Genomic DNA, 25,990 nt, shown 5'->3' on the forward strand with positions numbered 1-25,990 from the left:
ACCGTCACGTCGTCCACCGGGTGCTCCTCCGATCGGAGAGCCGGCGGCGGGTGTCGTGCACGGCGTAGAGGATCCGGCTGAGCGCCGTGAAGGCGGCGGGGACGTGCTTGAGCACCAGCCCCAGGACGAGCAGCCGCGGCGACCGCGCGGAGCGGAGCACGCGGACGTCGCGCAGCGCCTCGGACCCGAGCCGGACGCCGGTCTCGACGAGCGCCGCGTCGGAGTTCTGGCGGATCGGGGTGAGCGCGACGGGGACGGCGTAGAACCAGGTCGTGAACCAGTCCGACAGCGGGCGCGGCACCTCCTCGAACGTACGGGCGAGCGCCGCGCGCATCTCCTCGGCGCAGACCAGGAGGTTCCGGAGGTCCGGGTCGCGCCGACGGGTGATCGAGGACGCCGTGTGGACGTAGGAGTAGAGGACCTCCGGCACGAAGAGCACCCGTTCCGACGCCTGGACCGCCCGCAGCACGCCGACGAAGTCCGACTGGGAGCTCAAGCGCGGGAAGAGCTCCTCCTGCAGGACGGCGCGGCGGAAGAGCTTGTTCCAGAGGAAGCCGTGCAGGCGTCCGGACGCCATCCGCTCGAGAGCGAGTTCGGACGAGACCAGTTCGCGCCGGTCGAGGCCGTCGATCACACGTCCGGAGGTCGACTGCCGGGTGCGGTAGAGCGCCCGGCAGACGACGACGTCGGCCGCCGTCCGCTCGGCCTCGGCGGTGAGGGTCCGGAGGATCTCCGTGTCCCACTCGTCGTCGACGTCCACGAACCAGACGAACTCGGAGTCGATGCCGTCGAGGGCGCGGTTCCGGGCGGCAGCGACGCCGCCGTTCTGCTCGAGGAGCAGGACCCGGGCGTCCTCGCGTCCCTCGGCCCACTTCTCGAGCACCTCCGCCGAGCCGTCCGAGGACGCGTCGTCGACGAGGACGACCCGCGTCCCCGGTCCGAGAGTGAGTGCGAGCCGCGCGAGGAAGCCGTCGAGCCGGGCGATCGCGTTGTAGCAGGGAGCCACGACGGTCACCGAGTGCACGCCCCCGCTCACCGTCGGCCCCCGAGCTCGCGGTAGGCGGCGACGACGGGTCCGAAGACGGCGTCGGGCGAGGCGGCCTCGTCCACCCACGCCTTCGCGCGGTCGGCACGCATCAGGAGCCCCTCGGGTCGCTCCAGAGCGGCGGCGAGGAGCTCGGCGATCCGCTCCCCGTCGGCGTCGGCGGGGAGCAGGAGGCCCCGACCGTCGGCGAGCAGCTCACCCACACCGCCGACGTCGGTCGCCACGACCGGGCGACGGCGGGCCATCGCCTCCAGCATCACGAGCGGAGTCCCCTCCCACCGCGAGGTCGACAGGAGGAGATGCGCCGCGTCCAGCGCTCCGGTCACGTCCGCCGACGGACCGGCGAAGTCGACCACTCCGGCTCCCCGGGCGCGCTCGCGCAGCACCGGCAGCATCGGACCGTCGCCGAGCCAGGTGCCGGTGACGGGCCGGACCCGGGCGAGGGCCTCGACGGCCGCGAGGAAGCGGATCGGGTCCTTCTGCTCCGCGAGCCGCCCGATGCCGAGGACGCGGACGACCGGCTCGGCGAGTTCCGGCGCGCTCGCGGGCTCCGCGGTGACGTTCGCCGGGGCGTTGCCGGTGACCACGACGCGATCCTGCGGGCGGCCGTAGCCCTCGACGACCATCCGCCCCACGGAGGCGGAGACGGCGAACACCCGCCGGGAGCGGAAGGAGAGCGCTCGCCTGTCGATCCCGGGCAGCTCGGTGTGCGCGTGCTCGACCACGGGGACACCGAGCGCGGCGCCGACGAGGAGGGCCAGCAGAGCCTCGCGGCGCTGGTGGGCGTGCAGGACGTGCGGGCGGAACCGGCGGACGGCGAGAGCGAGGCCGCGGAGATCGGCCGCGAAGCCCTGTCCGGGTCTCGGCACCACGAAGACGGGCGACTCCTGCGCGGCGCGGTCGCTGAGCGGCCCGGGACGCCCCCAGTAGGCGGTCTCGCAGCCGTGCTCGCGGCTCCACGCGCCCAGGGAGAGGGCCACACGCTGCGCTCCGCCGTCCTCGAAGGAGTCGAGGACGTGCAGGATCCGCAGGGATCGGGAACGGGCGGCCCTCATGAGAGCGCCCCGTCGGGAACCGCGCCCGGGAAGCGGACGTCGAGTTCGGCCAGGACGGCGTCGACGTCGCGGCCCATCGTCCCGGGGTCGACGTCGTAGTGATCGGCGAGGAGGTCGACGACCTCGTCCCGGGGCCGGCGCTGCCGGATCACGGCCTCGAAGACCGAGGCGGCGCTCAGCGAGAGCACGATCGGGGGCACCGACGGGCGGGACAGGTCGAGCACGTAGACCTGACGGTCCGTGCGCTCGACGGCGAAGCGCTGGGCCGGCGGCGCGCTGCCACCCTGCGCCTCGGCGGAGGCCTCCACCGGATGCACGGCGCTCGCCGCGGGATCGGACGAGGCCGGGAGGTCGCTCACCGGCGCCGTGGTCGCCGCGATCGCCTCGAACGAGGACGCCGAGCCCTGCTCCTCGCTGCGGCCGCTCAGCGCCACCCGGGCGAAACCGGTGAGGGCGGAGGGGAGGCCTCGGAGCGCCCGCAGGGTCCGCTCCCCCCGGAGCCGGAGCCGACGTCGGACCGTCGTCGCCTCGGGATGGCTCGCCTCGAGATCCGCGCGGGTGGGGAAGGCGGCTCTCAGCAGCAGGCCTCCCTTCAGGCGCCAGGGAGCGGACGCCACGGCATGCAGCCAGTTGAAGGTGTGCCGGTCGGAGCTGCGGCGCACGTCCCAGAGAATCTGGGCCTGCCGGTAGCGCTCCTCGGGCGCGGCGGGGACTCCCCAGGAGGTGAGGAGCTCCGTCATCGGCGTCTGCGCGCCGAGCTCGACGGCCGCGTCGCGGATCGCCTCACGCTCCTCGCTCGGAAAGCCGGCGGCGTGCGCCTTCAGAACCGCCAGCGCCGTGGTCGCCGAGGCGGAGCGCGCGCTGCGCAGCTGGTGCAGGGCGTGCAGCACGAGGTGGTGCGCGCGCCCGGGGATCCGCAGGGTCTCGTCGCTCAGCGGCAGATCCTCGGCGGCCGCCCAGAGGCGGTCGAAGACGATCCGCTCCTCCTCGAAGGCACCCGGGAAGGAGCGGTGGACGTCGACGTCGCACGGCCACGAGGGGTGGACGAGCGTGATCGAGTGGTCGACGAAGAGCGTCCAGCTGAGAGCCTCGGCGCGGCGGCGCCAGCCCATCGAGGCGAGCAGCCCGAGAGCCTCGTCGAAGCGCTCGGGGTCGACCCAGAGGTCGACGTCGGCCGACGTCATCGGCGCGCGGATCCCCTGGCGGTGCAGACCCTCGCCCTTCACCACGAGGCTGCGGACGCCGTGCGTCCGCAGGGTGTACTGCACCAGCACGGCGGCCAGGCGCAGGGCGACGGCGTTCGGCAGCATCGCGTCGGCGGAGGCGCCGACAGCAGGAACCGGTTCAGGCGACACGGACGCGTCCCTCCGCGAGGGCGAGGATCTCCTCGGCCGCGACGGACCACGGGCGCTCCCGCGCGAGCTCGGCGGCCCCCCGGGAGAGAGCCGTCCACTCGCGCCGGAGCCGATGGAGGGCGTCCTCGTAGTCCTCGCGCGTCGCGTCGTCGGAGAGGACCACGCCCGCCCCCGCCGCGCAGAGATCGGCCAGGACGCTCGACTCGATCGCGAGGACCGGCAGCCCGCTCGCCAGCGCGTCGAGTCCGGCGGCCGCGCCGGTCGTCGACGGCGTCAGGTGGGCGTACACGTGGGAGTGGCGGAGCACCTCGACGACGCCGTCGCGGTCCTGCTCGCCGACGGAGCGCAGCCCCGACGCGAGGTCGTCGGCGATGCCGCCGCCGTCGTCGATCACGGTGACGTACTCGGTGCCGTCCAGGCGGGCGAGGAGATCGAGCCGCTCGGCGCCCCGGTCGAGACAGGAGGCTCCCACGGCGGCGAAGCGGAGGGGCCCGTCGGGGGCGGACGGCGTCGGGAACGACGCGTCCGGCAGGCCCAGGGGCACGACCGTTCCCGCGAGGGCTGACGCGAGCCGCTCCGTCGGGGTGACGACGACAGCACCGCGGCGCTCCTCTTCGAACCGGAGGCGCGGGAGTGCCGGGAGGTCGTCGGCCAGGAGGACGGTCATCGGAGCGAGCCCGGCGAGCTCCACGGCCGTCCCCGGGAGAGCCACCACGAGGTCGGGCCGCTCCGGAGCGAGCAGTCGGCGGGCCCGGCGCGTGACGACGGCGAGCCCGACGGACCCGGCGCCCCTCCGGCGGGCGGGCTCGAGGAAGCGGGCGAGCACGCTGGGGCGGAGCTCCGCCCCGCTGAACCCCTCCGGGTCACCGGTCACCACGACCACGCGGTGCCCCTGACGGCGCCAGGCGCGCTCGAGCGGAGCCGCGTGCCAGGCGTCGAGGGCGACGATCCCGATGGTCAGCACGGGCGGACTCCCCCCGTCAGGGGGGATCGGCGGCAGGGACCGGGAGACGGGAGGAGCGCGGAATCCCGCTGGTCGATGACCTCGTGCACAGGGCGGTACCTCTCTCCGTCGCGGCAGGCGGAGCCGCGGACGTCGGAGAAGTTATCCCCGTGCCCGGCGGCCTCCGAGTGGGAGGCGCGATACGGAGGCGGGGGCGGCGTGCGCGCCGCTCACGGAGTCGGATCGCGTCGGTAGCGGTCGCTCGACCGTCAGTCCCCGCCACGGGTTCCGCGCCCGCCGCACCGGCATGCGGAGGCACCGCGGCGCCGCCGATAGAGTCGGCTCCGTGACCCTCTCCCCGCAGATCTTCACGCTCCCCTCGGCGGTGCAGCGGACCCCCGCCGCAGCTCCTCACCCGGGGCTGCTCCGATGAGGGGCATCGTCCTCGCGGGTGGTTCGGGGTCGCGGTTGTGGCCGATCACCAAGGGCATCTCGAAGCAGCTGATGCCGATCTACGACAAGCCGATGATCTACTACCCGCTGTCGACGCTGATGATGGCCGGGATCGACGAGGTCCTCGTGATCACGACCCCCGAGTACAACGACCAGTTCCGCGCACTGCTGGGCGACGGGTCGAGCCTGGGCATGCGGATCGAGTACGCCGTGCAGCCCTCCCCCGACGGGCTCGCGCAGGCGTTCCTGATCGGCGAGGAGTTCATCGGCGACGAGTCCGTCGCCCTGGTCCTGGGCGACAACATCTTCCACGGCACCGCCCTGGGCACCGCCCTCGCGGCGAACACCACGATCGAGGGCGCCGTCATCTTCGCCTACCAGGTCGCCGACCCGCGCGCCTACGGCGTCGTCGAGTTCGACGAGCACTTCCGAGCCGTCTCCATCGAGGAGAAGCCCGAGCAGCCGCGCAGCAACTACGCCGTGCCCGGCCTCTACTTCTACGACAACGACGTCGTGGCGATCGCGAAGACGATCACGCCCTCGGCCCGCGGCGAGCTCGAGATCTCGACGATCAACGAGCGCTACCTCGAGGCGGGGCGGCTGAACGTCCAGGTGCTCGACCGGGGAACGGCCTGGCTCGACACCGGGACCTTCGATTCCATGATCGAGGCGACGGAGTTCGTGCGCGTGATCGAGCAGAGGCAGGGGTTCAAGATCGGCTGCATCGAGGAGATCGCCTGGCGCAACTCCTGGATCGACGACGCCCGCCTCGCCGAGCTCGCCGCACCGCTGGTCAAGAGCGGATACGGCGCCTACCTCCACCGCCTGCTCAGCCTCGAAGGCGTGAACGCGGGCCGCTGAGCCCGGCCTCCCCCGACCTTCCCGACCTCCAGGAGAACCCGTGCGGATCCTCGTCACCGGCGGTGCCGGCTTCATCGGCAGCAACTTCGTCCACCTGACCCTGCGCGAGCGTCCCGACGCGCGGATCACCGTGCTCGACAAGCTCACCTACGCGGGCAGCCGCGACTCCCTCGCCCCCGTCGCCGACCGAGTGCGGCTGGTCGAGGGCGACGTCGCCGACGCCGAGCTGGTGGACCGGCTGGTCGCCGACGCGGATCTGGTGGTCCATTTCGCCGCGGAGTCGCACAACGACAACTCCCTGCACGACCCGACGCCCTTCCTCGCGACGAACGTCATCGGCACCTTCGCGCTCCTGCAGGCGGTGCGCGCGCACGACGTGCGGTACCACCACATCTCGACGGACGAGGTGTACGGCGACCTCGAGCTCGAGGACCCCGCGCGCTTCACCGAGCACACCCCGTACAACCCCTCCAGCCCGTACTCCTCGACCAAGGCCGCCAGCGACCTCCTCGTGCGCGCCTGGGTGCGCTCCTTCGGCGTGCGCGCCACGATCTCCAACTGCTCCAACAACTACGGCCCCTACCAGCACGTCGAGAAGTTCATCCCCCGCCAGATCACCAACGCCATCGACGGCATCCGCCCCAAGCTCTACGGCACCGGCGCCAACGTCCGAGACTGGATCCACGTCGACGACCACAACACCGGCGTCTGGGCCATCATCGACCGCGGCGAGATCGGCGAGACCTACCTCATCGGCGCCGACGGCGAGAAGAGCAACCTCGACGTCGTCACCCGCATCCTCACCGCCTTCGGACAACCCGAGGACGCCTTCGACCACGTCACCGACCGCGCCGGACACGACCTCCGCTACGCCATCGACTCCACCCGCCTGCGCACCGAACTCGACTGGCGCCCCCGCTATACCGACTTCGACGCCGGACTCGCCGCCACCATCGACTGGTACCGCGCCAACGAGGACTGGTGGCGCCCCGCGAAGGCCGCCACCGAGGAGAAGTACTCCGCTCAGGCCTGAGGCGGCCCGCCGGCGGGGATCAGTGCGGACCGACTCCGGTCGACACCCGGCCGGAGGGCCGCGGAGAGTCGCACGGGCCGGGCGTCCGCTTCGCGCTGGACCGACCGGACAGGACGATGCGGAGCAGCTGCAGTGGCTCGAGGAGGTAGCGGGCCGCGAGCCGGCGCGGGTCGCGCGCCAGGCGGAACAGCCACTCCACGCCCAGGGCGCCCATCCACCGCGGGGCGAGCGCCTGCGTGCCGGCGATGTAGTCGAGGCAGCCCCCCCACGTTCGCGAACGCCGCCCGCGGGGCGAGGTCCCGGTTCTCCAGGATCCAGCGCTCCTGGCGGGGCATGCCCATCCCGACCAGGACGAGATCGGCACGGGCGAGCGACTCGGCGAGCGGCCGCTCCTCGCCGATGCCGTGCCACTGCTGGTCGAATCCGTCGTACGCGAGCCAGGTCATCCGGGACGTGCGGGCGGCGACCGCCTCCGCCGCTTTGGCCGAGGACTCCGGCGTGCCGCCCACGGCGACCACCACCAGAGGCTCGTCGTTCTCGATCAGCGGGAACAGCCAGTCGGTGCTGTGTAGAAGGCTTCGCCGACGTCCGTCCAGGAGCCCGCGCCGCCCGCGGTGAGAGAGAGGCTCTGATCGCTGGGCCAGCCGACCTCCCCGACCGAGCAGTGCACCCCGTACCGCCGGCACCACTGCCCGAAGGTCGTCACCGCCGCCACGAAGACATGCTCGTCGGTGCCGCCCTGCTTGTCCGAGCGCAGGGTCGTGCCCGTGCCGCCGGGGTAGAAGTGCTGCGAGTACACGGTCCGGTCCAGCGGGTCCTGGATCCACGGCCCGTCGGGTGCGATCGCGGCGACCGTGCCCGTCGTCGCCTCCCGCATCCCCTCGACCCAGATCGTGTGCCGATCGCCGGTTCCCCGGACGGCCGACACCACGGCCTGCGTGTAGGCCTTGTAGGTCTCGACGGGGACCAGCGACCGCTTCACCTCGTTGAAGAGGTCGTAGGCGGCGATGCGTCCGTCGTTCTGGAACTCCGCCGCGAGCAGGGTCCAGACCCTCTGCGCCTGGGATACCGAGAGCCCGGATCCGAACCAGACGGTCCCCTCGGGCAGATCGCCCTGGCTCGCCGGATAAGTGCCGTTGTTGTGCAGGTCGAGCACGACCCGCATGCCGGCGGCGCCGATGGCGGCGATCTCGGTCCGGAGCAGCGCGACCGCCGCCGGATCGAGCCCCTTCGCCAGAGCGTCGTCGGTGCTCTCCCCGTCGGCCTGCGGCTGCAGGAGCGACCAGGGCACCGCGAGCCGGACCAGGGTGAGCCCGCGGTCCGCCAGGAACTCGTAGCTCTCGGCCGGATTCCCGGCGGTGCAGTCGACTCCGACGTCGACGCGCGACTGCAGATCGAACACGTTCACGCCGCGGAGGTAGGACCGGCCGCCCAGGTAGTCGTCGACCGAGCCGATGGCAGGCGCGGGCGACGCGAAGGCGGACGACGGCGCGCAGGCCACGGGAGCAGTTCCGTCGCTCCGCTCGAGGAGCCGCACGGCGACCACGACGAGGGCTGCGACCACCACGACCGCCAGGACGATCAGCAGCGGGCGGCGGAGCCGATGGCGCGGCCGATCGCGTGCGGCGGCGATGCGAGCCTCCCGAGCCTGCCTGCCCGGTGCGGCCACCGGATCGCCGCTGAGGCTAGCAGAGCTCCGCGACGCCTCAGCGCACCGCCACCGTCGCGCGGTCGCGGCCGGTGAGGTCGCGCTGCGTGGTCGCTCCGCGCCAGCCGTCGGCAGTGAGCAGGGCGCGGATATCGGCGCCCTGCAGCTCGCCGTGCTCCATCACCAGCACTCCCCCGGAGCGGAGCAGGCGGAGGGCGGTCGCCGAGAGCGAGCGGACGACGTCCAGGCCGTCCTCGCCGCCGTAGAGCGCCGAGGGCGGGTCGAACAGGCGCACCTCCGGGTCGCGCGGGACGGCGGCGGCCGGGATGTAGGGCGGGTTGGAGACGACGACGGAGACGGTGCCGTCCAACTCGGGAAGTGCCCGGGCGAGGTCGTCGAAGACGATGCGGGCGTTCTCGAGCCCGAGCCGCTCGCGGTTGCCGCGGGCCCAGATGAACGCCTCGGGAGCGTTCTCCACGCCGATCACGCGCGCGTGCGGCACCTCGTGCGCGAGCGCGAGCGCCAGGGCTCCGCTGCCCGTGCCGAGGTCGACGGCGATCGGCTCCGGATCGACGACCGCTCGGAGCGCGTCGATCGCGATCTGCGCGACGCCCTCGGTCTCGGGTCGCGGGACGAACACGCCGGGTCCGACCGCGAGCTCGAGCGAGCGGAACGGTGCGATCCCGGTGATGTGCTGCAGGGGCTCGCGAGCCGACCGGCGCTCGATAGCGCTCGCGAACGCCGCGGCGTGCTCCTCGTCGACGCTCAACCCCGTGATGAGGCGCGCCTGCAGCCGGCCGCGGCCGAGCCCGAGCAGGTGCCCGAGAAGCAGCTCCGCATCGACGTCCGGCGTGGGGACGCGGGCGGCGGCGAGGCGGGCGACCGCATCCGCGAGGAGGGTGCGCGCGTCGACGCCGGTGGTCACGAGGGTCACGCCTCCTCGGAGCCGATGTCGGCCAGGCGGGCCTCCTCGTCGGCCTGGATGGCGCTCTCCACCACCGGGTCGAGCGCGCCGTTCATCACGCCGTCGAGGTTGTACGCCTTGTAGCCGGTGCGGTGGTCGGCGATGCGGTTCTCGGGGAAGTTGTAGGTCCGGATGCGCTCGGAGCGGTCCATCGTGCGGATCTGCGTCTTGCGCGCGTCCGAGGCCGCCGCGGCGATCTCCTCCTGCTGGCGGGCCAGGATGCGGGCGCGCAGCACGCGCATGCCCGCTTCACGGTTCTGCAGCTGGCTCTTCTCGTTCTGCATCGACACGACGATGCCGGTCGGGAGGTGGGTGATCCGCACGGCGGAGTCGGTCGTGTTGACGGACTGCCCGCCGGGACCGGAGGAGCGGTAGACGTCGATCTTCAGGTCGTTCTGGTTGATCGCGACCTCCTCGGGCGCGTCCACCTCGGGGAACACGAGCACGCCCGTGGTCGAGGTGTGGATCCGCCCCTGCGACTCGGTCACGGGGACGCGCTGCACCCGGTGCACGCCGCCCTCGTACTTGAGGTGCGCCCACACGCCCTGCGAGGGATCGGTGGCGTTGCTCTTGATCGCGACCTGCACGTTCTTGTAGCCGCCGAGGTCGGACTCGTCGCGGTCGAGGATCTCCGTCTTCCAGCCCTTCGCCTCGGCGTAGTGCAGGTACATCCGGAGGAGGTCGGCCGCGAACAGCGCGCTCTCGGCTCCGCCCTCGCCGCCCTTGATCTCCATGATGACGTCGCGGCCGTCGTCGGGGTCGCGCGGGATGAGCAGGCGCCGCAGCTTCTCCTGCGCCACCCGCAGCGACTCCTCCAGCTCGGGGACCTCCTCCGCGAAGGCCTCGTCCTCGCGGGCGAGCTCGCGCGCGGCCTCGAGGTCCTCGCCGGCCTGGATCCAGGCGGAGTGGGCCGCCTTGATCTGGCTCAGCTCCGCGTAGCGCCGGTTGACCTTCTTGGCGCGGGCGGCATCGGCGTGGAGTGCCGGGTCGGAGAGCTGCGTCTGCAGGTCCTCGTGCTCGGCGAGGAGGACGCTGACGGATTCGAACATGGGGTCCTGGCTTCCGGAGGTGGTCGGGGTCGGGCTCATCGCCCGGGGACGCGAAAACGTCCGCGGCCGCCCCCGGTGACAGGGGCGACCGCGGACGTCGGGGCGCTAGTGGTGGCCGTTGCCGTGGCCGGCGGTGGCCGGGCCGACGGCCGACTTCGAGACCTGCATGAGGAACTCGACGTTGGACGAGGTCTCCTTCAGGCGCGACAGGATGATCTCGAGCGCCTGCTGCTGGTCGAGCCCGGCGAGGGCGCGGCGCAGCTTCCAGGTGATCTTGACCTCGTCGGCGCTGAGCAGCATCTCCTCGCGGCGCGTGCCGGAGGCGTTCACGTCGACGGCGGGGAAGATCCGCTTGTCGGCGAGGTGACGGGAGAGGCGGAGCTCCATGTTGCCGGTGCCCTTGAACTCCTCGAAGATCACCTCGTCCATCTTCGAGCCGGTCTCGATGAGCGCCGTCGCGAGGATGGTGAGCGAGCCGCCGTTCTCGATGTTGCGCGCCGCTCCGAAGAACTTCTTCGGCGGGTACAGCGCCGAGGCATCCACGCCGCCCGAGAGCACGCGGCCCGAGGGAGGAGCGGTCACGTTGTAGGCGCGGCCGAGACGGGTGATGGAGTCGAGCAGCACGACCACGTCGTGGCCCAGCTCGACCAGGCGCTTCGCGCGCTCGATCGCGAGCTCGGCGACGGTCGTGTGGTCCTCGGCCGGGCGGTCGAAGGTGGAGGCGACGACCTCGCCGCGCACGGTGCGCTGCATGTCGGTGACCTCCTCCGGACGCTCGTCGACCAGGACGACCATCAGGTGGACCTCCGGGTTGTTCTGCACGATCGCGTTGGCGATCTGCTGCAGGACGATGGTCTTGCCTGCCTTGGGCGGCGCGACGATCAGGCCGCGCTGTCCCTTGCCGATCGGGGCGACCAGGTCGATGATCCGCTGGGTCAGCTTGCCGGGCTCGGTCTCGAGGCGCAGGCGCTCGGTCGGGTAGAGCGGCGTGAGCTTCTGGAACTCGACGCGCGCAGCGGCCTCCTCGACGGTCTGGCCGTTGATCGAGTCGACGCGGACGATCGCGTTGTACTTCTGGCGGCCGCCGCCCTCGCCCTCGCGGGGCTGGCGGATGGCGCCGACGACCGCGTCGCCCTTGCGCAGGTTGTACTTCTTGACCTGGCCGAGGGAGACGTAGACGTCGCTGACGCCGGGCAGGTACCCGGTGGTGCGCACGAAGGCGTAGTTGTCGAGGACGTCGAGGATGCCGGCGACCGGGATGAGGACGTCGTCCTCGCCGATCTCGGGCTCGAAGTCGTCGCCGATCGCTCCGCCGCGGCGCTTGCGGTCGCGGTAGCGGCTGCGGCGGCCGTCCTCGCCCTCGGCCTGCTGGCCGTTCTGGGGCTGTCCGGAGCCGTTCTGCTGAGGAGCCTGCTGGCCCTCGGACTGCGCGGCGCCGCGCGCGCCCTGGCCGTTCTGCGGCTGGGACTGCGCGGCGGGGCTCTGCTGAGCGTCGTTCTGGCGGTCGTCCCCGCGGTTGCGGTTCCGGTTGCGGCGGTTGCGGCCGCGGCCGGTGCCCTGCTGGTCGCCGTTCTGCTGCTGGTCGCCGCCCTGCTGCTCCTGCTGGTCGCCGGAGTCGGAGGAGTCGGCGTCGTTCTCGGCGGGCGCCTGCTCGGCCTGCTCGCTCTGCTCGGAGGCGCCCCCGCGGCTGCGGCGGCGTCCGCGGCGCTCGCGCTGGCCGCCCTCGCGGGAGGAGTCGTCCGACTCCGGCCCGTTGGGCAGCTCGATGTCGATGACGGGCTTCGCGGCCTGGTCGGCGTCGCGGTCCTGCTCGATGACGGGGAGGTCGGGGATCAGCGATTCGACGCCGGTCCCGCCGGGGATGTTGAGGTGCTCGCCGGCGGCGACGGTGCCGCTGGAGGCGCGGCGCGAGCTGCGTCGGCGGGGCGCGCGCTCGGCGGGCTCGGCGACCGGCTCGGCCGCCGCGGGGAGCTCGAGCTCGACGGGAGCCGACTCGGCGGCCGTCGCGGAGGGCTCGTCGACGGTGGGCGCGGCCTGCTCGAGGACGTCGGCCGTGTCGGCCTCGGTGCTCTCGACGGGCGTCGGCAGCTCCGCCGGCGCCTCGGGCTGCGGAGCGGACTGCTCGGCCACATCGGCCGGCTCGGCCTCGACGCCGGTGGCGTCGACGTCCGGGGCGACCGCTGCGTCGTCCGGAGCGACCGCGTCGGGCGTGTCCTCGGCGGAGGCGGCGCGCAGGTCCGAGATGGCCTGGACCAGCTCGCCCTTGCGGAGCTTGGAGGCGCCGCCGAGGCCGAGCCGCGTCGCGAGAGCCTGGAGCTCGGCGACGCGCAGACCGGAGAGGTCGGCGGTGAGGTCCACGGCCGAGCCGTGGGTGTTGACGTCTGTCACTGGAGAGGGTTCCTTCCCCCCGGGAACGAGTGCTCACCGGGAGAGCTCATCGACCGTGCGGTGCCATCGCGTGTTCTGATCCACGCGATGCTCTCGGCCGCCGGGACCGACTGCCGCAGAGAGCGAGGAGAGGGCCCGGAGACCAGGCGCCGGTCTGCAAGAGGAGCAGGGGCGCCCTTCACACGATGTGATGGCCGTGGTTGTCGGGACGATCCGTCGGACAGATTCCGCTCGTTACGCGGTTCCTCGGGATGCGGTCCCCACTGTAGCACCCTTGAAGTCGACGGCCAGCATGTGCGCGCGCCACGGCGTGGGGACCTCCCGCTCCACCAGATCCGCGGCGGCGAGGCGCTGCGCGGGGTCGCTGCAGAGCACCAGGACGCTCGGTCCGGCACCCGAGACGACGGCCGCGTAGCCGTGCGAGCGCAGCAGCGCGATCAGCGCTGAGGTCTCGGGCATGGCGGCCGCGCGGTAGTTCTGGTGCAGCTTGTCCTCGGTCGCCGCGAACAGCAGCTCCGGGCTCTGGATGAGAGCGGCGATCAGGAGCGAGGAGCGCGAGACGTTGAACACCGCGTCCTCGTGCGGCACGCTCTGCGGCTGCAGCGAGCGTGCCAGCCGCGTCGACATGGTGTGCTCGGGCACGAAGACGACCGGGGACACGCCGCGGTGGACCATGAGCTTCTTGGAGCGCGGGCGCAGCGGCGAGTCGTCGGCGCCGGAGGCGTGCGGCTCGACCCAGGCGATGGTGAGGCCGCCGAACAGTGCGGGCGCCACGTTGTCGGGGTGCCCCTCCATCTCGGTGGCGATGCGGAGGAGGTCGTCCGAGTCGAGCTCGACGACGCCCTCGAGCAGGCCCTTCGCGGCCATGATGCCGGAGACGATCGCGGCGCCGGACGAGCCCATCCCGCGGCCGTGCGGGATGATGTTGCGCGCGATCACCTCGATGCCGGGCATCTCCTGCCGCTGGTCGGCGAACGTGTACGCGATGGCCTGCACGACGAGGTTCGTCTCGTCGGTCGCCACCTCGCCCTCGCCGACTCCGTGCACGGTGACCCGCGCACCCGTGGCCGCGACGGCCGTCACGTCGAGCTCGTCGTAGAACGAGAGCGCCAGGCCGAGCGTGTCGAAGCCGGGGCCCAGGTTCGCCGAGGTGGCGGGGACCTTGACGTGGACGGTGCGGCCGACGGGAACCGCCGAGGTCATGCGCCGGCCAGCCCCAGCACGTCCGCGATCGCGGCGGTGTCGACCGGGACGACGGTCGGCGTGATGTCCGCGCCGTCGGCCGTGCGGAGCGCCCACTGCGGGTCCTTGAGCCCGTGGCCGGTGACCGTCAGGACGACGGTCGCGTCCTTCGGGATCGCTCCGGCCTCGGCGCGCTCGAGGAGCCCCGCGACGCTGATCGCCGACGCCGGCTCGACGAAGACGCCGACCTCGCCCGCGAGGATGCGGTACGCCTCGAGGATCTTCTCGTCGCTGATCGCGCCGAAGTAGCCGTCGCTGACGGTGCGCGCGTTCAGGGCGAGCTCCCACGAGGCCGGGTTGCCGATCCGGATCGCGCTGGCGATCGTCTCGGGGTGGCGGACCGGGGCGCCGTGCACGATCGGAGCGGAGCCCTCGGCCTGGAAGCCGAACATGCGCGGGAGGCGGGTCGACTCGCCGCGCTCCAGCTCCTCCGAGTAGCCGCGGAAGTAGGCGGTGTAGTTGCCCGCGTTGCCGACCGGGACGATGTGGAAGTCCGGCGCGTCGCCCAGCACCTCGACGACCTCGAAGGCCGCGGTCTTCTGGCCGGCGATGCGGTCCGGGTTCACCGAGTTGACCAGGTGGACCGGGTAGTTCTTCGCGAGGTCGCGGGCGATGTCGAGGCAGTCGTCGAAGTTGCCCTGCACCTGCAGCAGCTGCGCGTTGTGCGCGATCGCCTGGCTGAGCTTGCCCAGGGCGATCTTGCCCTCCGGCACCAGGACGGCCGCGGTGATGCCGGCGTGCGTCGCGTAGGCGGCGGCCGACGCGGAGGTGTTGCCGGTCGAAGCGCAGATGACGGCCTTCGCGCCGTGCTCGACGGCCTTCGAGATCGCCATGGTCATGCCGCGGTCCTTGAAGGAGCCGGTCGGGTTCATGCCCTCGTACTTGACCCACACCTTCGCGCCCGTGCGCGCCGAGAGGGCCGCCGCGGGGATGAGCGGCGTGCCGCCCTCGCCGAGAGTGATGACCGGGGTCGCCTCGGTGACATCGAGGCGGTCCGCGTACTCGTGCAGGACTCCGCGCCACTGCTTGGCCATCTCAGGCTCCTTCAACTCGTAGAACGGACGTCACGGCGCCGACGAAACCATGGGAATGGAGGGCGGTGACGGTGGCCGCCAGATCGGATTCCGCCGCGGCGTGCGTGCCGATGACCAGGGTAGCGGTCGGCTCGCGCCGCTCCGCACCGCCCTGCTCCTCCAGCGGGTCGGCGCCGGGCGGGGTCTGCACCAGGGTCTCGACCGAGACGCCGTGGTCGGCGAAGACGCCCGCGATCTGCGCGAGCACGCCGGGGCGGTCGAGCACCTCGAGGGTGACCTGGTACCGGGTGGTGACGTGGCCGATCGGGAGGACCGCGAGCCCGGAGCTCGCGCTGGTCACCAGGCCGGGGCCGCCGACGACGTGGCGACGGGCGGCCGACACGACGTCGCCGAGGACGGCGGAGGCCGTCTCGATCCCGCCGGCGCCGGCGCCGTAGAACATCAGGTCGCCGGCCGCCTCCGCCTCGACGAAGACCGCGTTGTTGGCCCCGTGCACGGCCGCGAGCGGGTGGGAGCGGTGCACGAGCGCGGGGTAGACCCGCGCGGACACGCCCTCCACGCCGGTCTTGGCGTCGGTCAACCGCTCGCAGATCGCGAGCAGCTTGATCACGTAGCCGGAGTCGCGGGCCTGGTCGACCTGCGCCTTCGTGATGCCGGTGATGCCCTCGCGGTGCACCAGGGTGACCGGGACGTCGGTGTGGAACGCGAGGCGGGCGAGGATCGCCGCCTTCTGCGCCGCGTCGTAGCCCTCGATGTCGGCGGTCGGGTCGGACTCGGCGTAGCCGAGCTCGGTCGCGCGGGCGAGCGCGTCCTCGAGGCTCGCGTGCTCGGTGTCCATCCGGTCGAGGATGTAGTTGGTCGTGCCGTTCACGATGCCGAGGATGCGGTGGACCCGGTCGCCCGCGAGGCTGTCGCGCAGCGGCCGGATGATCGGGATCGCGCCGGCGACGGCCGCCTCGTAGTTGAGCTGGGCGCCCACCTGGTCGGCGGCCTCGAAGAGCTCGTTGCCGTGGGCGGCGAGCAGCGCCTTGTTGGCTGTGATCACGTCCGCGCCCGACGAGATCGCCGTGAGGATGTGGCTGCGGGCGGGCTCGAGCCCGCCGATCAGCTCGACCACGATGTCGGCGCCCAGGATCAGCGACTCGGCGTCGGTGGTGAGCAGGTGCTTCGGGATGTCGGCGGTGCGGGGCGCGTCCACGTCCCTGACGGCCACGCCCACGAGCTCCAGCGGCGCCCCCACGCGCTGGGCGAGCTCGTCGCCGTGGTCGAGCAGGAGGCGCGCCACCTGGGCACCGACGGACCCGGCGCCCAGCAGGGCGACGCGGAGGCTGCGGTACTCGATCATCGGGAGGTGGCCTTTCGTTCGATGCCGGCGTCGCGGCGGAGGAGGTCCTCCTCGGTCTCGCCGCGCACGAGGACGCGCGAGCGCCCGTCGCGGACGGCGACCACCGGGGGGCGCCCGAGGTAGTTGTAGTTGCTGGCGAGCGACCAGCAGTAGGCGCCGGTCGCGGCGACGGCGAGCAGGTCGCCCGGCCGCACGTCCGCGGGCAGGAAGTCGTCGTGGACGACGATGTCGCCCGACTCGCAGTGCTTCCCGGCCACCCGCACGAGGGCGGGCTCGGCCGAGGAGGAGCGGTCGGCGATCCGCGCCGTGTAGTCGGCGCCGTAGAGCGCCGGACGGGCGTTGTCGCTCATGCCGCCGTCGACGCTGACGTAGCGGCGGACCGCGGTCGAGCCCTCGGAGCCGACCGTCACGTCCTTCACGGTGCCCACCTCGTAGAGGGTGACGCCGGCGGGCCCGATCAGCGAGCGGCCGGGCTCGATCGCGATGTGCGGCACCGGGACGCCGCGGGCGGAGCACTGCTCGGCGACCGCGTCGGCGACGGCGGCCGCGATCTCGGCGATCGGGGTCGGGTCGTCGGCACTGGTGTACGCGATGCCGAAGCCGCCGCCGAGGTTGAGCTCCGGCACGGGGCCGTCCGCGAGCAGTGCCGCGTGGACGTCGAGCAGGCGCGACGCCGACTCCGCGAACCCGGCGGAGCCGAAGATCTGGGATCCGATGTGGCAGTGCAGCCCGAGGAACCGCAGGGAGGAGAAGGAGCGGATGCAGGCGACCGCGGCCGGGCAGTCGGCGAGTGCGAGGCCGAACTTCTGGTCCTCGTGCGCCGTGGCGAGGAACTCGTGGGTGTGCGCGTGCACTCCGCTGTTGACCCGGAGGCGCACCGCCTGCACGCGGCCGTGCCGCTCGGCCGCGGCTGCGACGCGCTCGATCTCGACGAGGCTGTCGAGCACGATCGTGCCCGCGCCCACCTCGACGGCCCTGTCGATCTCGCGGAGCGACTTGTTGTTGCCGTGGAGGCCGAAGCGCTCGGGCTCGATCCCGGCGGCGAGGGCCACTGCCATCTCGCCGCCGCTGGAGAGGTCGAGGTTCAGGCCCTCGTCGCGCATCCAGCGGGCGACCTCGGTCGAGAGGAACGCCTTGCCCGCGTAGTAGACCGTGACGCCGGTGCCGATCCGGCCGAGCTCGCGGGCGAAGACCTCGCGCATCTCGACGGCCCTGCGGCGGGCGTCGGCCTCGTCCACCACGTAGAGAGGAGTGCCGTGCTCGCGCACCAGCTCGGCGACGGGCACTCCGGCGATCCGGATCCCGCCGTCCTCGCCGCGCTCGGCGCTGTCCGGCCACACGCCGTCGGCCAGGGCGTTCGGGTCGGCGGGCGTGTGCAGCCACTCAGGCGCGAGCGGATGCCGGGGGGCGCGGGCGCGGGCGTCGACGGTGTCCACGGGTGAGACCTCACAGGAGAGAGTGGGAGCGTCACTGCGGGGCGAGCGGGTCCGGATTGACCCCTGAAGCCAGCGATGTCAGTGTTCGGCCCGCGGAAGACGCCGGCACAGGGCTCCGATCCTACCGGTCCGGGGCGGCGGCGCCGCGCGGGCTCAGGCGCAGGTGCCCGGTTCCTGCTCCGCGGGGTCGCTGAGGAACGTCGGAGAGAGCGCGAAGCTCGCGTTCAGCGACTCGTCGGCGACCTCGACCCCGGTCAGCGTCAGTCCGCGCGGCACCGAGTCCGCGATGCACACGGACGACGGAGCGAGCAGGTCGCCGGAGACGGCGCCGAAGCGGTCGCGGAAGTCGGTCGCCGAGAAGGTCGCACCGGCGGCGGAGACCTCGGCCGGGGTCAGCCGGATGGCGCCGTCCAGGGCGGCGAGCTCCATCCCCACGCCCGCGCCGAGCCGGAGGCCCAGCACCTCGACGGAAGCGGTCACGCGCACGAGCGGAGCGTCCAGCGTCACCTCGTCGACAGGTACGGTGCTGCGCTCGGTGACGAGCCGCGAGACCGAGGCCGCGTCGATCGCGACCGTCGTGCTGCCGGACTCGACCGCTCCGACGCCGCTCACCGGCACCCCGATCAGGGTCGCGGCGACGTCGCCGTCGAGCTCGCCGAACGTCACGTCCGAGCTGCGCAGGTCGAGCCGGTCCAGCCGCCCCGAGACGAGCTGCGGGAGAACGGCCCAGCCGGCGACGTCGACGTCCACCGCCCGGTCCGCGGGCAGTGCGAGCGCCTCGCGGAGGCTCGCGGCGGCGCGGTCCGCGACGGCGCGGCGGGCGAGCGAGTCGCCCACCACCGCCGCGACCACGAGCAGCACCAGCACGACGACGACCACCACGGCCGCGCGTCCCCCGCGCCGGCGCCGCGGCGCCGCCCCCGACGCGCTCACATCCGGTCCGGGGCCGTGACGCCCAGCAGGGAGAGCCCGTTGCGGAGCACCTGCCCGGTCGCCTCGTTCAGGCGCAGCCGGGTCGAGTGCACGGCCTCGACCGGGTCCTCGCCCTGCGGCACGACCCGGCAGTTGTCGTACCAGCGGTGGTAGAGGCCGGCGACCTCCTCGAGGTACCGCGCGACGCGGTGCGGCTCGCGCAGCTCCGCGGCGTGCGCCACGATGCGCGGGAACTCCTGCAGGCCGCCGAGCAGCGCCGACTCGGTCGGATGCACCAGCGTCTCGGGCGCGAACGGCTCGACGGGGACGCCCGACGCCGCGGCCTTCGCCGCGACCTGGCGGGTGCGCGCGTGGGCGTACTGCACGTAGTAGACGGGGTTGTCGTTGCTCCGCTTGGTCAGCAGGTCGAGGTCGATGTCGAGGGTCGAGTCGGCCGAGGAGCGCACCAGCGAGTAGCGCGCGGCGTCCACGCCGACGGCCTCCGTGAGGTCCTCCATCGTGACGACGGTCCCCGCCCGCTTGGACATCCGGACCGCCTCCCCGTCGCGGAGCAGGTTGACCAGCTGGCCGATCAGGATCTCGAGGTTCACGCCCGGGGTGTCGCCGAACGCCGCGCACATCGCCATCATCCGGCCGATGTAGCCGTGGTGGTCGGCGCCGAGCATGATGATCGCCCGATCGAAGCCGCGCTCGCGCTTGTCGAGGTAGTAGGCGAGGTCGCCCGCGATGTAGGCCGCCTCCCCGTCGCTCTTGATGATGACGCGGTCGCGATCATCGCCGAACGACGTGGTCCGCAGCCAGGTGGCGCCGTCCGCCTCGAAGATGTGCCCGAGCTCGCGGAGGCGCTCGATCGCGCGGTCGACGGCGCGCGACTCGTGCAGGGAGTTCTCGTGGAAGTACACGTCGAAGTCGACGCCGAACTCGTGCAGGCTCTGCTTGATCTCGCCGAACATCAGCTCGACGCCGATCGAGCGGAACGTCTCGGCGAGCTCCTCCTCGGGCAGGACGGCGAGGTCGCCCGGGTAGGCGGCCGCGACGCGCTCGGCGATGTCGCCGATGTAGGCGCCGCCGTAGCCGTCCTCCGGGGTCGGCTCGCCGCGGTGGGCGGCGAGGAGGCTCCGCGTGAAGCGGTCGATCTGCGCGCCGTGGTCGTTGAAGTAGTACTCGCGGGTCACCTCGGCGCCCTGCGAGAGGAGCATCCGTGCCAGGCTGTCGCCGACCGCCGCCCAGCGCGTCCCGCCGATGTGGATGGGGCCGGTGGGGTTGGCGGAGACGAACTCGAGGTTCATCCGGACGCCGGCGTAGGCGGACCCGGTGCCGTAGGCCTCGCCCGCCTCGACGATCGCGCCGGCAAGTGCGCCCGCGGCCGCGGCCTCGAGCCGGACGTTGAGGAAGCCGGGACCGGCGACCTCGACGGTGGCGACGCCCTCGACCGCGCCCAGCCCCTCGGCCAGCTCGGCGGCGAGTTCGCGCGGGTTCGCGCCGACCCGCTTCGCGAGCTTCATCGCGATGTTCGAGGCCCAGTCGCCGTGGTCGCGGTTCTTCGGGCGCTCCAGCACGACGTCCGAGAGCTCGACGCCCGCATCGCTCCCCCGTCGCTGCACGGCGTCGAGGACGAGGGCGTGCAGGGAGGCGGCGAGCTGTTCGGGAGTCACGGGGAGCGATTCTACCGGCCGCCGCGCCCGCGCCCCCCGTCCCTCCTGCACCGCGGGGCCGCTCGGCAGGGCGGCGTTGCTAGGGTGCGACGCATGCGCCGTCCCGCCGCCCTCCTCCTCGTCGCCCTCGCCGCGGCGGCCCTCTCCGGCTGCTCCCCCGCGGCCGACCCGGAGCCGAGCGCGAGCGGCGCCGTCAGCGGCACGCCGATCCCCCTCGCCTGCGAGCAGCTGGTCCCGGCCTCGGCGCTCGCGGGCCTGTGGGGCGGATTCTCCCCGGACGACGGCATCGGGACCACCGCCGTCTCCGAGGAGATCGCCCAGTACGACGGCCTGGTCTGCGGATGGTCCGACGATTCGGGCGCCGAGCTGCAGCTGGCCGTGGCCCACCTCGACCCCGCGGTGATCGAGGCGCTCAAGAACGAGTTCTTCACCACCAGCAAGGCCGTCCCCACCTACGGCAAGCCGCCGGAGATCGAGGGCTACTACCAGGTGGCCGAGGGGCGGGGCGTCGCGGACGCCTTCGTCGGCGAGTACTGGATCGAGGCGTCCAGCGCCTCCTTCGTCGAGCCGGGCGACCCCGAGCCGCTCGTGCGGTCGGCGATCGGCGTCCTCGCCGGCTGAGCCCCGGCGTCAGCCCAGGCGCACCGGCGAGACGTGGTCGTCGACGAGCGCCGCGTCGCAGTCGGCCTCCACGCTCATCCCGGTCAGGCGCAGGTCCGTCAGGTAGCTGCTGAGGAACGCGGTGTCAGCCGTGTCCCGGCCGGACGAGATGCGCAGCATCGACCCGCGCGGAGCCAGCCGGGTCGCGTCCACGACGTGCCAGGCGCCGCCCACCCAGGCCTCCGTGACCGCGTGGAAATCCCGCGGCTCGAGGCCCGGCGCGTAGACCGCCGTCACCCGGGCGGGGATGTCGAGGGCGCGGAGCAGCCCGGCGACCGTGTGCGCGAAGTCCCGGCACACGCCCTGGCCGCTCTCGATGACCTGCGCCGCTCCCCCGGTGCCGACCGTCGACCCGTAGACGTACGACAGGTGGCCGTGCACCCATTCCTCGACGGCCGTCAGCGCCTCGAAGCCCCGGGCCCGCCCGAATTCGCGCCGGGCTATCCCGCCGAGCACGTCCGCCTCGGCGTACCGGCTCGGCCGCAGGTACTCGACGAGCTCGAGCTCGCTCGGCTCGTCCGGAGCGCCGTGCCCGGCGACCCGCGCCCGGTACTCGACCCGCAGGTCGCCCTCGTTCCCCGCGACGCGGTGCACGCGGGCGCCGTGCCGCGCCGGGAACTCCCGCACCGGCACGTCCTGCCCGTCGAGCCGGACGGTGAAGGAGTCCTCGAACGAGTCGCCCGTGGGCGTCGCCGCCACCAGGAAGATCAGGTCGGTCGGGCCGTTCAGACGCAGATCCAGCGAGGCGGAGACGGTGCGCAGCATGGCTCCATCGTGGCATGCGCGAGGACCGCTCCCGGCGTCGGGGCCCGCCCCGCCCGGGTGCTAATGTGGTCAGGCACTCCTGGCCCCCATAGCTCAGGGGATAGAGCACTGCCCTCCGGAGGCAGGGGCGTAGGTTCGAATCCTACTGGGGGCACATCTGCGGTCCTTCGCTCCCCTCCCTCGCCTGCGGGAGCTCAGCTCCGGTGCTCGACGCCCCTCGTGGCGCACCCCTCCACCACGGACCGAGCGGCGTCACCCGGTGGGCGACCGAGTCCGACCGTGGCGCTCCTCACCCGGCGCTCCGACCCTCCCCGGACAGCACGAAGGCCCGCGATCGTCGATCACGGGCCTTCGGGACGTTCACCACCGGCACTCGGCCGGTCGGGCTCACTCGTAGAGGTGGAAGGTGCCGGCGCAGTCGGCCGAGCAGAAGCCGTCGCGGCGACGGGCCGAGGCCGCTCCGCAGGCTTCGCAGCGGCGGCGTCCGAGCATCCGCGAGATCAGGCTCTGAGGCGCCGACGCGACCACCGAGACCGGGGTGTCGGGGCGCACGGGGGCTCCCGTGGTCGAATCGAGCTGGATCCCAGCGGTGTCGAGCGTGGCGCGAAGCATCCGTGTTCCTTCCGATCGGTGAACCATGTGCGAGCACTGTATTGCCAGTCCCTGAGATTCTGCGAAGGGCTTGACGCGGCTCGCGATCGAGAGGAGCCGAAATCGACATCTGTCGGTCAGTCGGGATCGACCCGGGGAACGACGAACAGCCGCGCCCCCTCCTGGCGGAGAGAGGCACGGCTGTTCGGGCGTCGGGGATCGGTGGGCGGACGACGCCGGAGCTCATGGGAGCGGGGCGTCGAGCCCGGAACGACCGGGAAGTGGGCCTGGTACGCGCCGCTGGTGCTCCGGGTGTCGATCGCCACCGTCGGTGCGGGAACCGGCACCGGTCGCAGGGCGGGGAGCGAGGCGCTCCTGCCCGTGCGGAACGGCAGCAGGACGAGCATGACGGGAAGAAGGACGATCCACAGGAGGACCGACAGCGCGAGACGCGCCCAGATGGAAAGAATATTGAGCATTTTTGTGCCGCCTTCGGGTGACGGTAGAGGTGAACTTCGCGAACAGGATCATCGGGCCGACGGGGAGAGAAGAGTAGAAATGCGCCACTGATCGCGCCTCTCCCGCCACGCCCCCGAGCGCCCAGCGCCGATCGGATGGGTCGATCCCGCATCCGATCGACACACGGCCCGCCCAGTGCGTCCTCCTGGGAGCCGGGCCGTAGGGTGAGCGCGTGAAGATCCTTGTCGTCGAAGACGATCCAGCCATGGGTGAGGCCCTCGTCGGCGGCCTCGAAGACGCCGGCTACGAGGCCGTGCTGACCACGAACGGCATCGACGCGCTCGTCGCGTTCAGCAACGCCGAGTTCTCGGCCGCCATCGTGGACGTCATGCTGCCGGCGATGTCGGGCTTCGAGATCTGCCGCCGGATCCGCGAGCTCGGCCGGCCCACGCCGATCATGCTGCTGACCGCGCGGGACGCGATCGAGGACCGCGTCTTCGGCCTCGACGCCGGAGCGGACGACTACCTGACCAAGCCGTTCGCGTTCACCGAGCTCAACGCGCGCCTCCGGGCCCTCCTGCGCCGCAGCCCGTCGCTGATGTCCACCTCGATCGACGTCGGACGCATCACCGTGGACGGATCGAGCATCCGGCGCACCGCCGACGGCTCGCGCATCCACGTCAGCCCGAAGGAGCTCGAGCTCCTCAAGCTCCTCATCACTCCCGTCGGCTCCGTCGTGACCCGCCAGCGGATCCTCTCCGAGATCTGGGGCGGCGGCGAGATCGTCGACAACAACATCGTCGACCAGTACGTCAGCTACCTGCGCAAGAAGCTCCCGACCGAGGACACGGGCGTCAGCATCGTGACCGTCCGCGGCAAGGGCTACTTCCTCCGCCCGGTCGAGTAGCCCGTGTCGCGGATGAGCACGGCACGCCGCCGGGTCGGCGCGCTCTCGATCCGCGCGAGGATCACCGTGGGAACGGTCGCTGTGGCGACCGCCCTCTTCGCGCTCGCGGCGCTGCTCTTCTACCAGGTGGTCACCGGCATCGTCGACCGCAGCGAGCGGACGATCCTGATGTCGATCGAGGACGAGGTGCGCCGCGACATCTCGGCGGGCAACGTCCCGCGCACGCAGGGCTCGTCGACGGGCCAGCTGTTCCTCGCCCTCGCTCCCGACGGGAGCGTCAGCACCTCGACCATGCCCTCGCGCCTGAGCGGCGAGGTGCTCAGCGCTCTGGCGGAGGAGTCGGCCGACACCTCGCCCCGGTACTCCGACGTGACGACGGCGAACGGCAGCTACCTGGTCCGCTTCACGGCCATCGAGAGCGATCGCGGCGTCTGGCAGGTCGCCTCCGCCCGCGATCAGGCCGCGTCGCAGCTCGTCCTCGACGACTTCGCCCACGTGCTCGTCTACGCCGCGATCTTCCTCGTCGTCACGTTCGGGCTCGCCTCGTGGATCCTGACGGGCGCGGCCCTCGCCCCGGTGCGCCGGATGCGGGCGCGCGCGGATCAGATCGCCGCCGAGCCCGGGCAGGGCGACCAGCTCCCGGTCGTCGGCACGCGCGACGAGATCGACGAGCTCGCGGTGACGCTGAACGCGTTCCTGACCAAGCAGACCGCGTCGCTGGCCCGGGAGAAGCAGATGGTGTCGGATGCGAGCCACGAGCTCCGCACTCCCCTCGCCGCGCTCTCCGCGCAGCTCGAGATCGCCCACCACCGCGTCGACGATCCGGTCGCGGTCGACCGGGTCATCCTCGATGCGCAGAAGAGCGTCGACCGGCTCGTGCGCCTCGCGTCCGCCCTGCTCGACATCTCGCGCATCGAGAGCCGCACCGTCCGCCCGACCGCTCCCTTCGCCGAGCTCGTCGACGAGCTGGTGGGCGCCGTCGACCGCACCCGCCTGCTCGCCTCGGAGTCGGGGGTGGAGATCGACTACGAGATCGACGAGCGCGAGCCCGCGCGGCTCTACGCGGTCGCGTCCCAGGACTTCGGCCGGGTGATCGACAACCTCGTGAGGAACGCGATCCAGGCGATGAACGGCGGCGGCATGATCGTCGCCTCCCTCTCGCAGTCGGACGGGCGCCTGATGCTCAGCGTCTCGGACGACGGACCGGGGATGCCCGACGCCTTCATCCCGGTCGCCTTCGACCGCTTCTCCCGCCCGGACGACTCCCGGACCCTCGCCTCCGGCGGCAGCGGTCTCGGACTGGCACTGGTGCACACCACCGTGCTCTCGGCCGGCGGGACGGTCGCCCTGGTCAACCGCTCCCCCCGGGGTCTCGCGGTCGACATCGTCCTCCCGCCCGTCGGCTCCGCCTGAGCCGCCCCGCCCCGGGAACGACGAAGGCCCCCGGCGGACCGGGGGCCTTCGTGGAGGATCGTCAGCGAGGGTCGTCCTCGGGGCGGACGGGCTGCGGCTGCGGGTCGCCGATCGCAGCGGGCGGGGGAGCCCAGGCCGTCTGCGGCGCCTCCGCCGGGGAGGTGCCGCCGTCGAGCAGGTTGCGCGCGCGGTTGACCACCTCGGGGTCCACGAGCACGGAGTAGCTGGTCGCGATCACCTGCATGGTCGAGGTGAAGTCGCGACGGCGGCGGTTCACGGCGTAGGAGGCGAGCCCGAAGAGCATCCCGAAGCCGGCGCCGAGGAGGACCGCCGCGATGAGGAAGGAGAGCTCCGTCGTCGGCGAGAAGATGATGAGCAGGAGGCCCAGGAACACACCGAGCCAGGCGCCGGAGGCCGCTCCGGCGAGGGCGACGCGGCCCCAGGTGAGCTTGCCGGTCACCCGCTCGACGCTCTTGAGCTCGTTGCCGATGATGGCGAGCTGGCGCACCGGGAAGTCGGCGCGGGCGAGCACGTCGACGGCGGCCTGCGCCTCCTGGTAGGTGTCGAACGTGGCGAGGATCTCCCCGCGCGGGATCGTGGGGAAGGCCGGCCCTCGGCCGCTGAACGGCGTCTGCTGAGTCACCCGGACAGAATCGCACAGGCCACTTGAAGGTCTCTGAACGGATTCGGAGAACCGGCCGAGGGCGAGCCGGGAACGCTCGGCGTCCGCCCGGCTGCACGGGACTAGGTTTGTAG

At 72.7% G+C, this 25,990-nt stretch carries 24 protein-coding genes, 1 tRNA gene and 1 pseudogene; 6 read left to right on the forward strand and 20 right to left on the reverse strand.

Features of this window, described 5'->3' with window-relative positions; genetic code table 11:
• Positions 1–4: 4 nt before the first annotated feature.
• From C5C36_RS00240 to C5C36_RS00255, 4 genes are read right to left on the reverse strand one after another with little or no spacing between them, the layout of a single operon-like run.
• Positions 5–1,024 carry a glycosyltransferase family 2 protein gene (locus tag C5C36_RS00240; protein WP_181127828.1) on the reverse strand — a complete coding sequence of 340 codons (1,020 nt, stop codon included), beginning with the start codon at positions 1,022–1,024 and terminating at the stop codon, positions 5–7.
• An 8-nt stretch (positions 1,025–1,032) separates the two neighbouring features.
• The gene (locus tag C5C36_RS00245; RefSeq protein ID WP_104262490.1) at positions 1,033–2,100 is read right to left on the reverse strand and encodes a glycosyltransferase family 4 protein; all 1,068 of its coding nucleotides are present in this window, start codon (positions 2,098–2,100) and stop codon (positions 1,033–1,035) included.
• Entirely contained in the window at positions 2,097–3,455 is a 1,359-nt protein-coding gene (locus C5C36_RS00250) for a PqqD family peptide modification chaperone (RefSeq protein ID WP_146085290.1), read from the reverse strand. Before C5C36_RS00250 ends, C5C36_RS00245 begins: the two co-directional genes overlap by 4 nt.
• Positions 3,445–4,419: a hypothetical protein gene (locus tag C5C36_RS00255; protein ID WP_104262488.1), complete on the reverse strand. Its 975-nt coding sequence runs from the start codon at positions 4,417–4,419 to the stop codon at positions 3,445–3,447. Before C5C36_RS00255 ends, C5C36_RS00250 begins: the two co-directional genes overlap by 11 nt.
• A gap of 408 nt (positions 4,420–4,827) precedes the next feature.
• Between C5C36_RS00255 and rfbA the strand changes: the two genes are divergently transcribed.
• Both rfbA and rfbB read left to right on the forward strand, forming a co-directional pair.
• The gene (gene rfbA / locus C5C36_RS00260; RefSeq protein ID WP_104223010.1) at positions 4,828–5,712 is read left to right on the forward strand and encodes a glucose-1-phosphate thymidylyltransferase RfbA; all 885 of its coding nucleotides are present in this window, start codon (positions 4,828–4,830) and stop codon (positions 5,710–5,712) included.
• A gap of 40 nt (positions 5,713–5,752) precedes the next feature.
• The gene (rfbB, locus tag C5C36_RS00265; RefSeq protein ID WP_104223009.1) at positions 5,753–6,745 is read left to right on the forward strand and encodes a dTDP-glucose 4,6-dehydratase; all 993 of its coding nucleotides are present in this window, start codon (positions 5,753–5,755) and stop codon (positions 6,743–6,745) included.
• Positions 6,746–6,764: 19 nt separating this feature from the next.
• Here rfbB and C5C36_RS18215 read toward each other — a convergent pair whose 3' ends face one another.
• The 12 genes and pseudogenes from C5C36_RS18215 to argS form a co-directional block, all read right to left on the reverse strand.
• The gene (locus tag C5C36_RS18215; RefSeq protein ID WP_258072339.1) at positions 6,765–7,109 is read right to left on the reverse strand and encodes a WecB/TagA/CpsF family glycosyltransferase; all 345 of its coding nucleotides are present in this window, start codon (positions 7,107–7,109) and stop codon (positions 6,765–6,767) included.
• Positions 7,063–7,266, reverse strand: a pseudogene (locus tag C5C36_RS18220) (WecB/TagA/CpsF family glycosyltransferase); the annotation flags it as partial. The pseudogene C5C36_RS18220 and the gene C5C36_RS18215, both read right to left, overlap by 47 nt.
• 20 nt (positions 7,267–7,286) lie before the next feature.
• Entirely contained in the window at positions 7,287–8,312 is a 1,026-nt protein-coding gene (locus C5C36_RS00275; RefSeq protein ID WP_181133754.1) for a glycoside hydrolase family 5 protein, read from the reverse strand.
• A 139-nt stretch (positions 8,313–8,451) separates the two neighbouring features.
• Positions 8,452–9,327: a peptide chain release factor N(5)-glutamine methyltransferase gene (prmC, locus tag C5C36_RS00280; protein ID WP_104260199.1), complete on the reverse strand. Its 876-nt coding sequence runs from the start codon at positions 9,325–9,327 to the stop codon at positions 8,452–8,454.
• Positions 9,324–10,406, reverse strand: coding sequence for a peptide chain release factor 1 (gene prfA, locus C5C36_RS00285; protein ID WP_104232724.1), 1,083 nt, complete (start codon positions 10,404–10,406; stop codon positions 9,324–9,326). The genes prmC and prfA overlap by 4 nt, the downstream gene beginning before the upstream one ends.
• Positions 10,407–10,511: 105 nt before the next feature.
• Entirely contained in the window at positions 10,512–12,794 is a 2,283-nt protein-coding gene (gene rho, locus C5C36_RS00290; RefSeq protein ID WP_104262486.1) for a transcription termination factor Rho, read from the reverse strand.
• Positions 12,795–13,028: 234 nt separating this feature from the next.
• On the reverse strand, positions 13,029–13,997 hold the full coding sequence (gene thrB, locus C5C36_RS00295; RefSeq protein WP_104309057.1) for a homoserine kinase: 969 nt from the start codon (positions 13,995–13,997) through the stop codon (positions 13,029–13,031).
• Positions 13,994–15,070 (reverse strand): threonine synthase, encoded by a 1,077-nt coding sequence (gene thrC, locus C5C36_RS00300; protein ID WP_104223003.1) that lies wholly within the window; start codon positions 15,068–15,070, stop codon positions 13,994–13,996. Before thrC ends, thrB begins: the two co-directional genes overlap by 4 nt.
• Before the next feature lies 1 nt (position 15,071).
• The gene (locus C5C36_RS00305; protein ID WP_104223002.1) at positions 15,072–16,415 is read right to left on the reverse strand and encodes a homoserine dehydrogenase; all 1,344 of its coding nucleotides are present in this window, start codon (positions 16,413–16,415) and stop codon (positions 15,072–15,074) included.
• Positions 16,412–17,851: a diaminopimelate decarboxylase gene (gene lysA, locus C5C36_RS00310; protein WP_104309058.1), complete on the reverse strand. Its 1,440-nt coding sequence runs from the start codon at positions 17,849–17,851 to the stop codon at positions 16,412–16,414. Before lysA ends, C5C36_RS00305 begins: the two co-directional genes overlap by 4 nt.
• Positions 17,852–18,004: 153 nt before the next feature.
• Positions 18,005–18,733: an LmeA family phospholipid-binding protein gene (locus tag C5C36_RS00315; protein WP_181133755.1), complete on the reverse strand. Its 729-nt coding sequence runs from the start codon at positions 18,731–18,733 to the stop codon at positions 18,005–18,007.
• Between the two features lie 47 nt (positions 18,734–18,780).
• Positions 18,781–20,439: an arginine--tRNA ligase gene (gene argS / locus C5C36_RS00320; protein WP_104222999.1), complete on the reverse strand. Its 1,659-nt coding sequence runs from the start codon at positions 20,437–20,439 to the stop codon at positions 18,781–18,783.
• A 93-nt stretch (positions 20,440–20,532) separates the two neighbouring features.
• On the opposite strand from argS, the gene C5C36_RS00325 reads away from it, so the two are divergent.
• Positions 20,533–21,060, forward strand: a complete 528-nt coding sequence (locus C5C36_RS00325; protein WP_104237561.1) for a hypothetical protein — start codon at positions 20,533–20,535, stop codon at positions 21,058–21,060.
• A 9-nt stretch (positions 21,061–21,069) separates the two neighbouring features.
• Here the strand turns inward: C5C36_RS00325 and C5C36_RS00330 are convergent, their stop codons facing one another.
• Positions 21,070–21,864 carry a transglutaminase family protein gene (locus C5C36_RS00330; RefSeq protein ID WP_104232730.1) on the reverse strand — a complete coding sequence of 265 codons (795 nt, stop codon included), beginning with the start codon at positions 21,862–21,864 and terminating at the stop codon, positions 21,070–21,072.
• Positions 21,865–21,946: 82 nt separating this feature from the next.
• On the opposite strand from C5C36_RS00330, the gene C5C36_RS00335 reads away from it, so the two are divergent.
• A tRNA-Arg gene (locus C5C36_RS00335) sits at positions 21,947–22,018 on the forward strand.
• Positions 22,019–22,251: 233 nt separating this feature from the next.
• On the opposite strand, the gene C5C36_RS00340 is transcribed toward C5C36_RS00335, so the two are convergent.
• Both C5C36_RS00340 and C5C36_RS00345 read right to left on the reverse strand, forming a co-directional pair.
• Complete coding sequence (locus C5C36_RS00340; protein ID WP_104249561.1) at positions 22,252–22,476, reverse strand: hypothetical protein; 225 nt, start codon at positions 22,474–22,476, stop codon at positions 22,252–22,254.
• A gap of 116 nt (positions 22,477–22,592) precedes the next feature.
• The gene (locus tag C5C36_RS00345) at positions 22,593–22,934 is read right to left on the reverse strand and encodes a hypothetical protein (RefSeq protein WP_104309060.1); all 342 of its coding nucleotides are present in this window, start codon (positions 22,932–22,934) and stop codon (positions 22,593–22,595) included.
• A 212-nt stretch (positions 22,935–23,146) separates the two neighbouring features.
• Here C5C36_RS00345 and C5C36_RS00350 point away from each other — a divergent pair, with 212 nt between their 5' ends.
• The gene (locus tag C5C36_RS00350; RefSeq protein WP_258059273.1) at positions 23,147–23,821 is read left to right on the forward strand and encodes a response regulator transcription factor; all 675 of its coding nucleotides are present in this window, start codon (positions 23,147–23,149) and stop codon (positions 23,819–23,821) included.
• Between the two features lie 12 nt (positions 23,822–23,833).
• Complete coding sequence (locus C5C36_RS00355; RefSeq protein ID WP_146085291.1) at positions 23,834–25,234, forward strand: cell wall metabolism sensor histidine kinase WalK; 1,401 nt, start codon at positions 23,834–23,836, stop codon at positions 25,232–25,234.
• Positions 25,235–25,295: 61 nt separating this feature from the next.
• Here C5C36_RS00355 and C5C36_RS00360 read toward each other — a convergent pair whose 3' ends face one another.
• Complete coding sequence (locus C5C36_RS00360) at positions 25,296–25,877, reverse strand: general stress protein (RefSeq protein WP_258062215.1); 582 nt, start codon at positions 25,875–25,877, stop codon at positions 25,296–25,298.
• Between the last annotated feature and the right edge of the window lie 113 nt (positions 25,878–25,990).

It is taken from the genome of Rathayibacter sp. AY1G1 (assembly GCF_002932095.1).
GTDB lineage: Bacteria > Actinomycetota > Actinomycetes > Actinomycetales > Microbacteriaceae > Rathayibacter.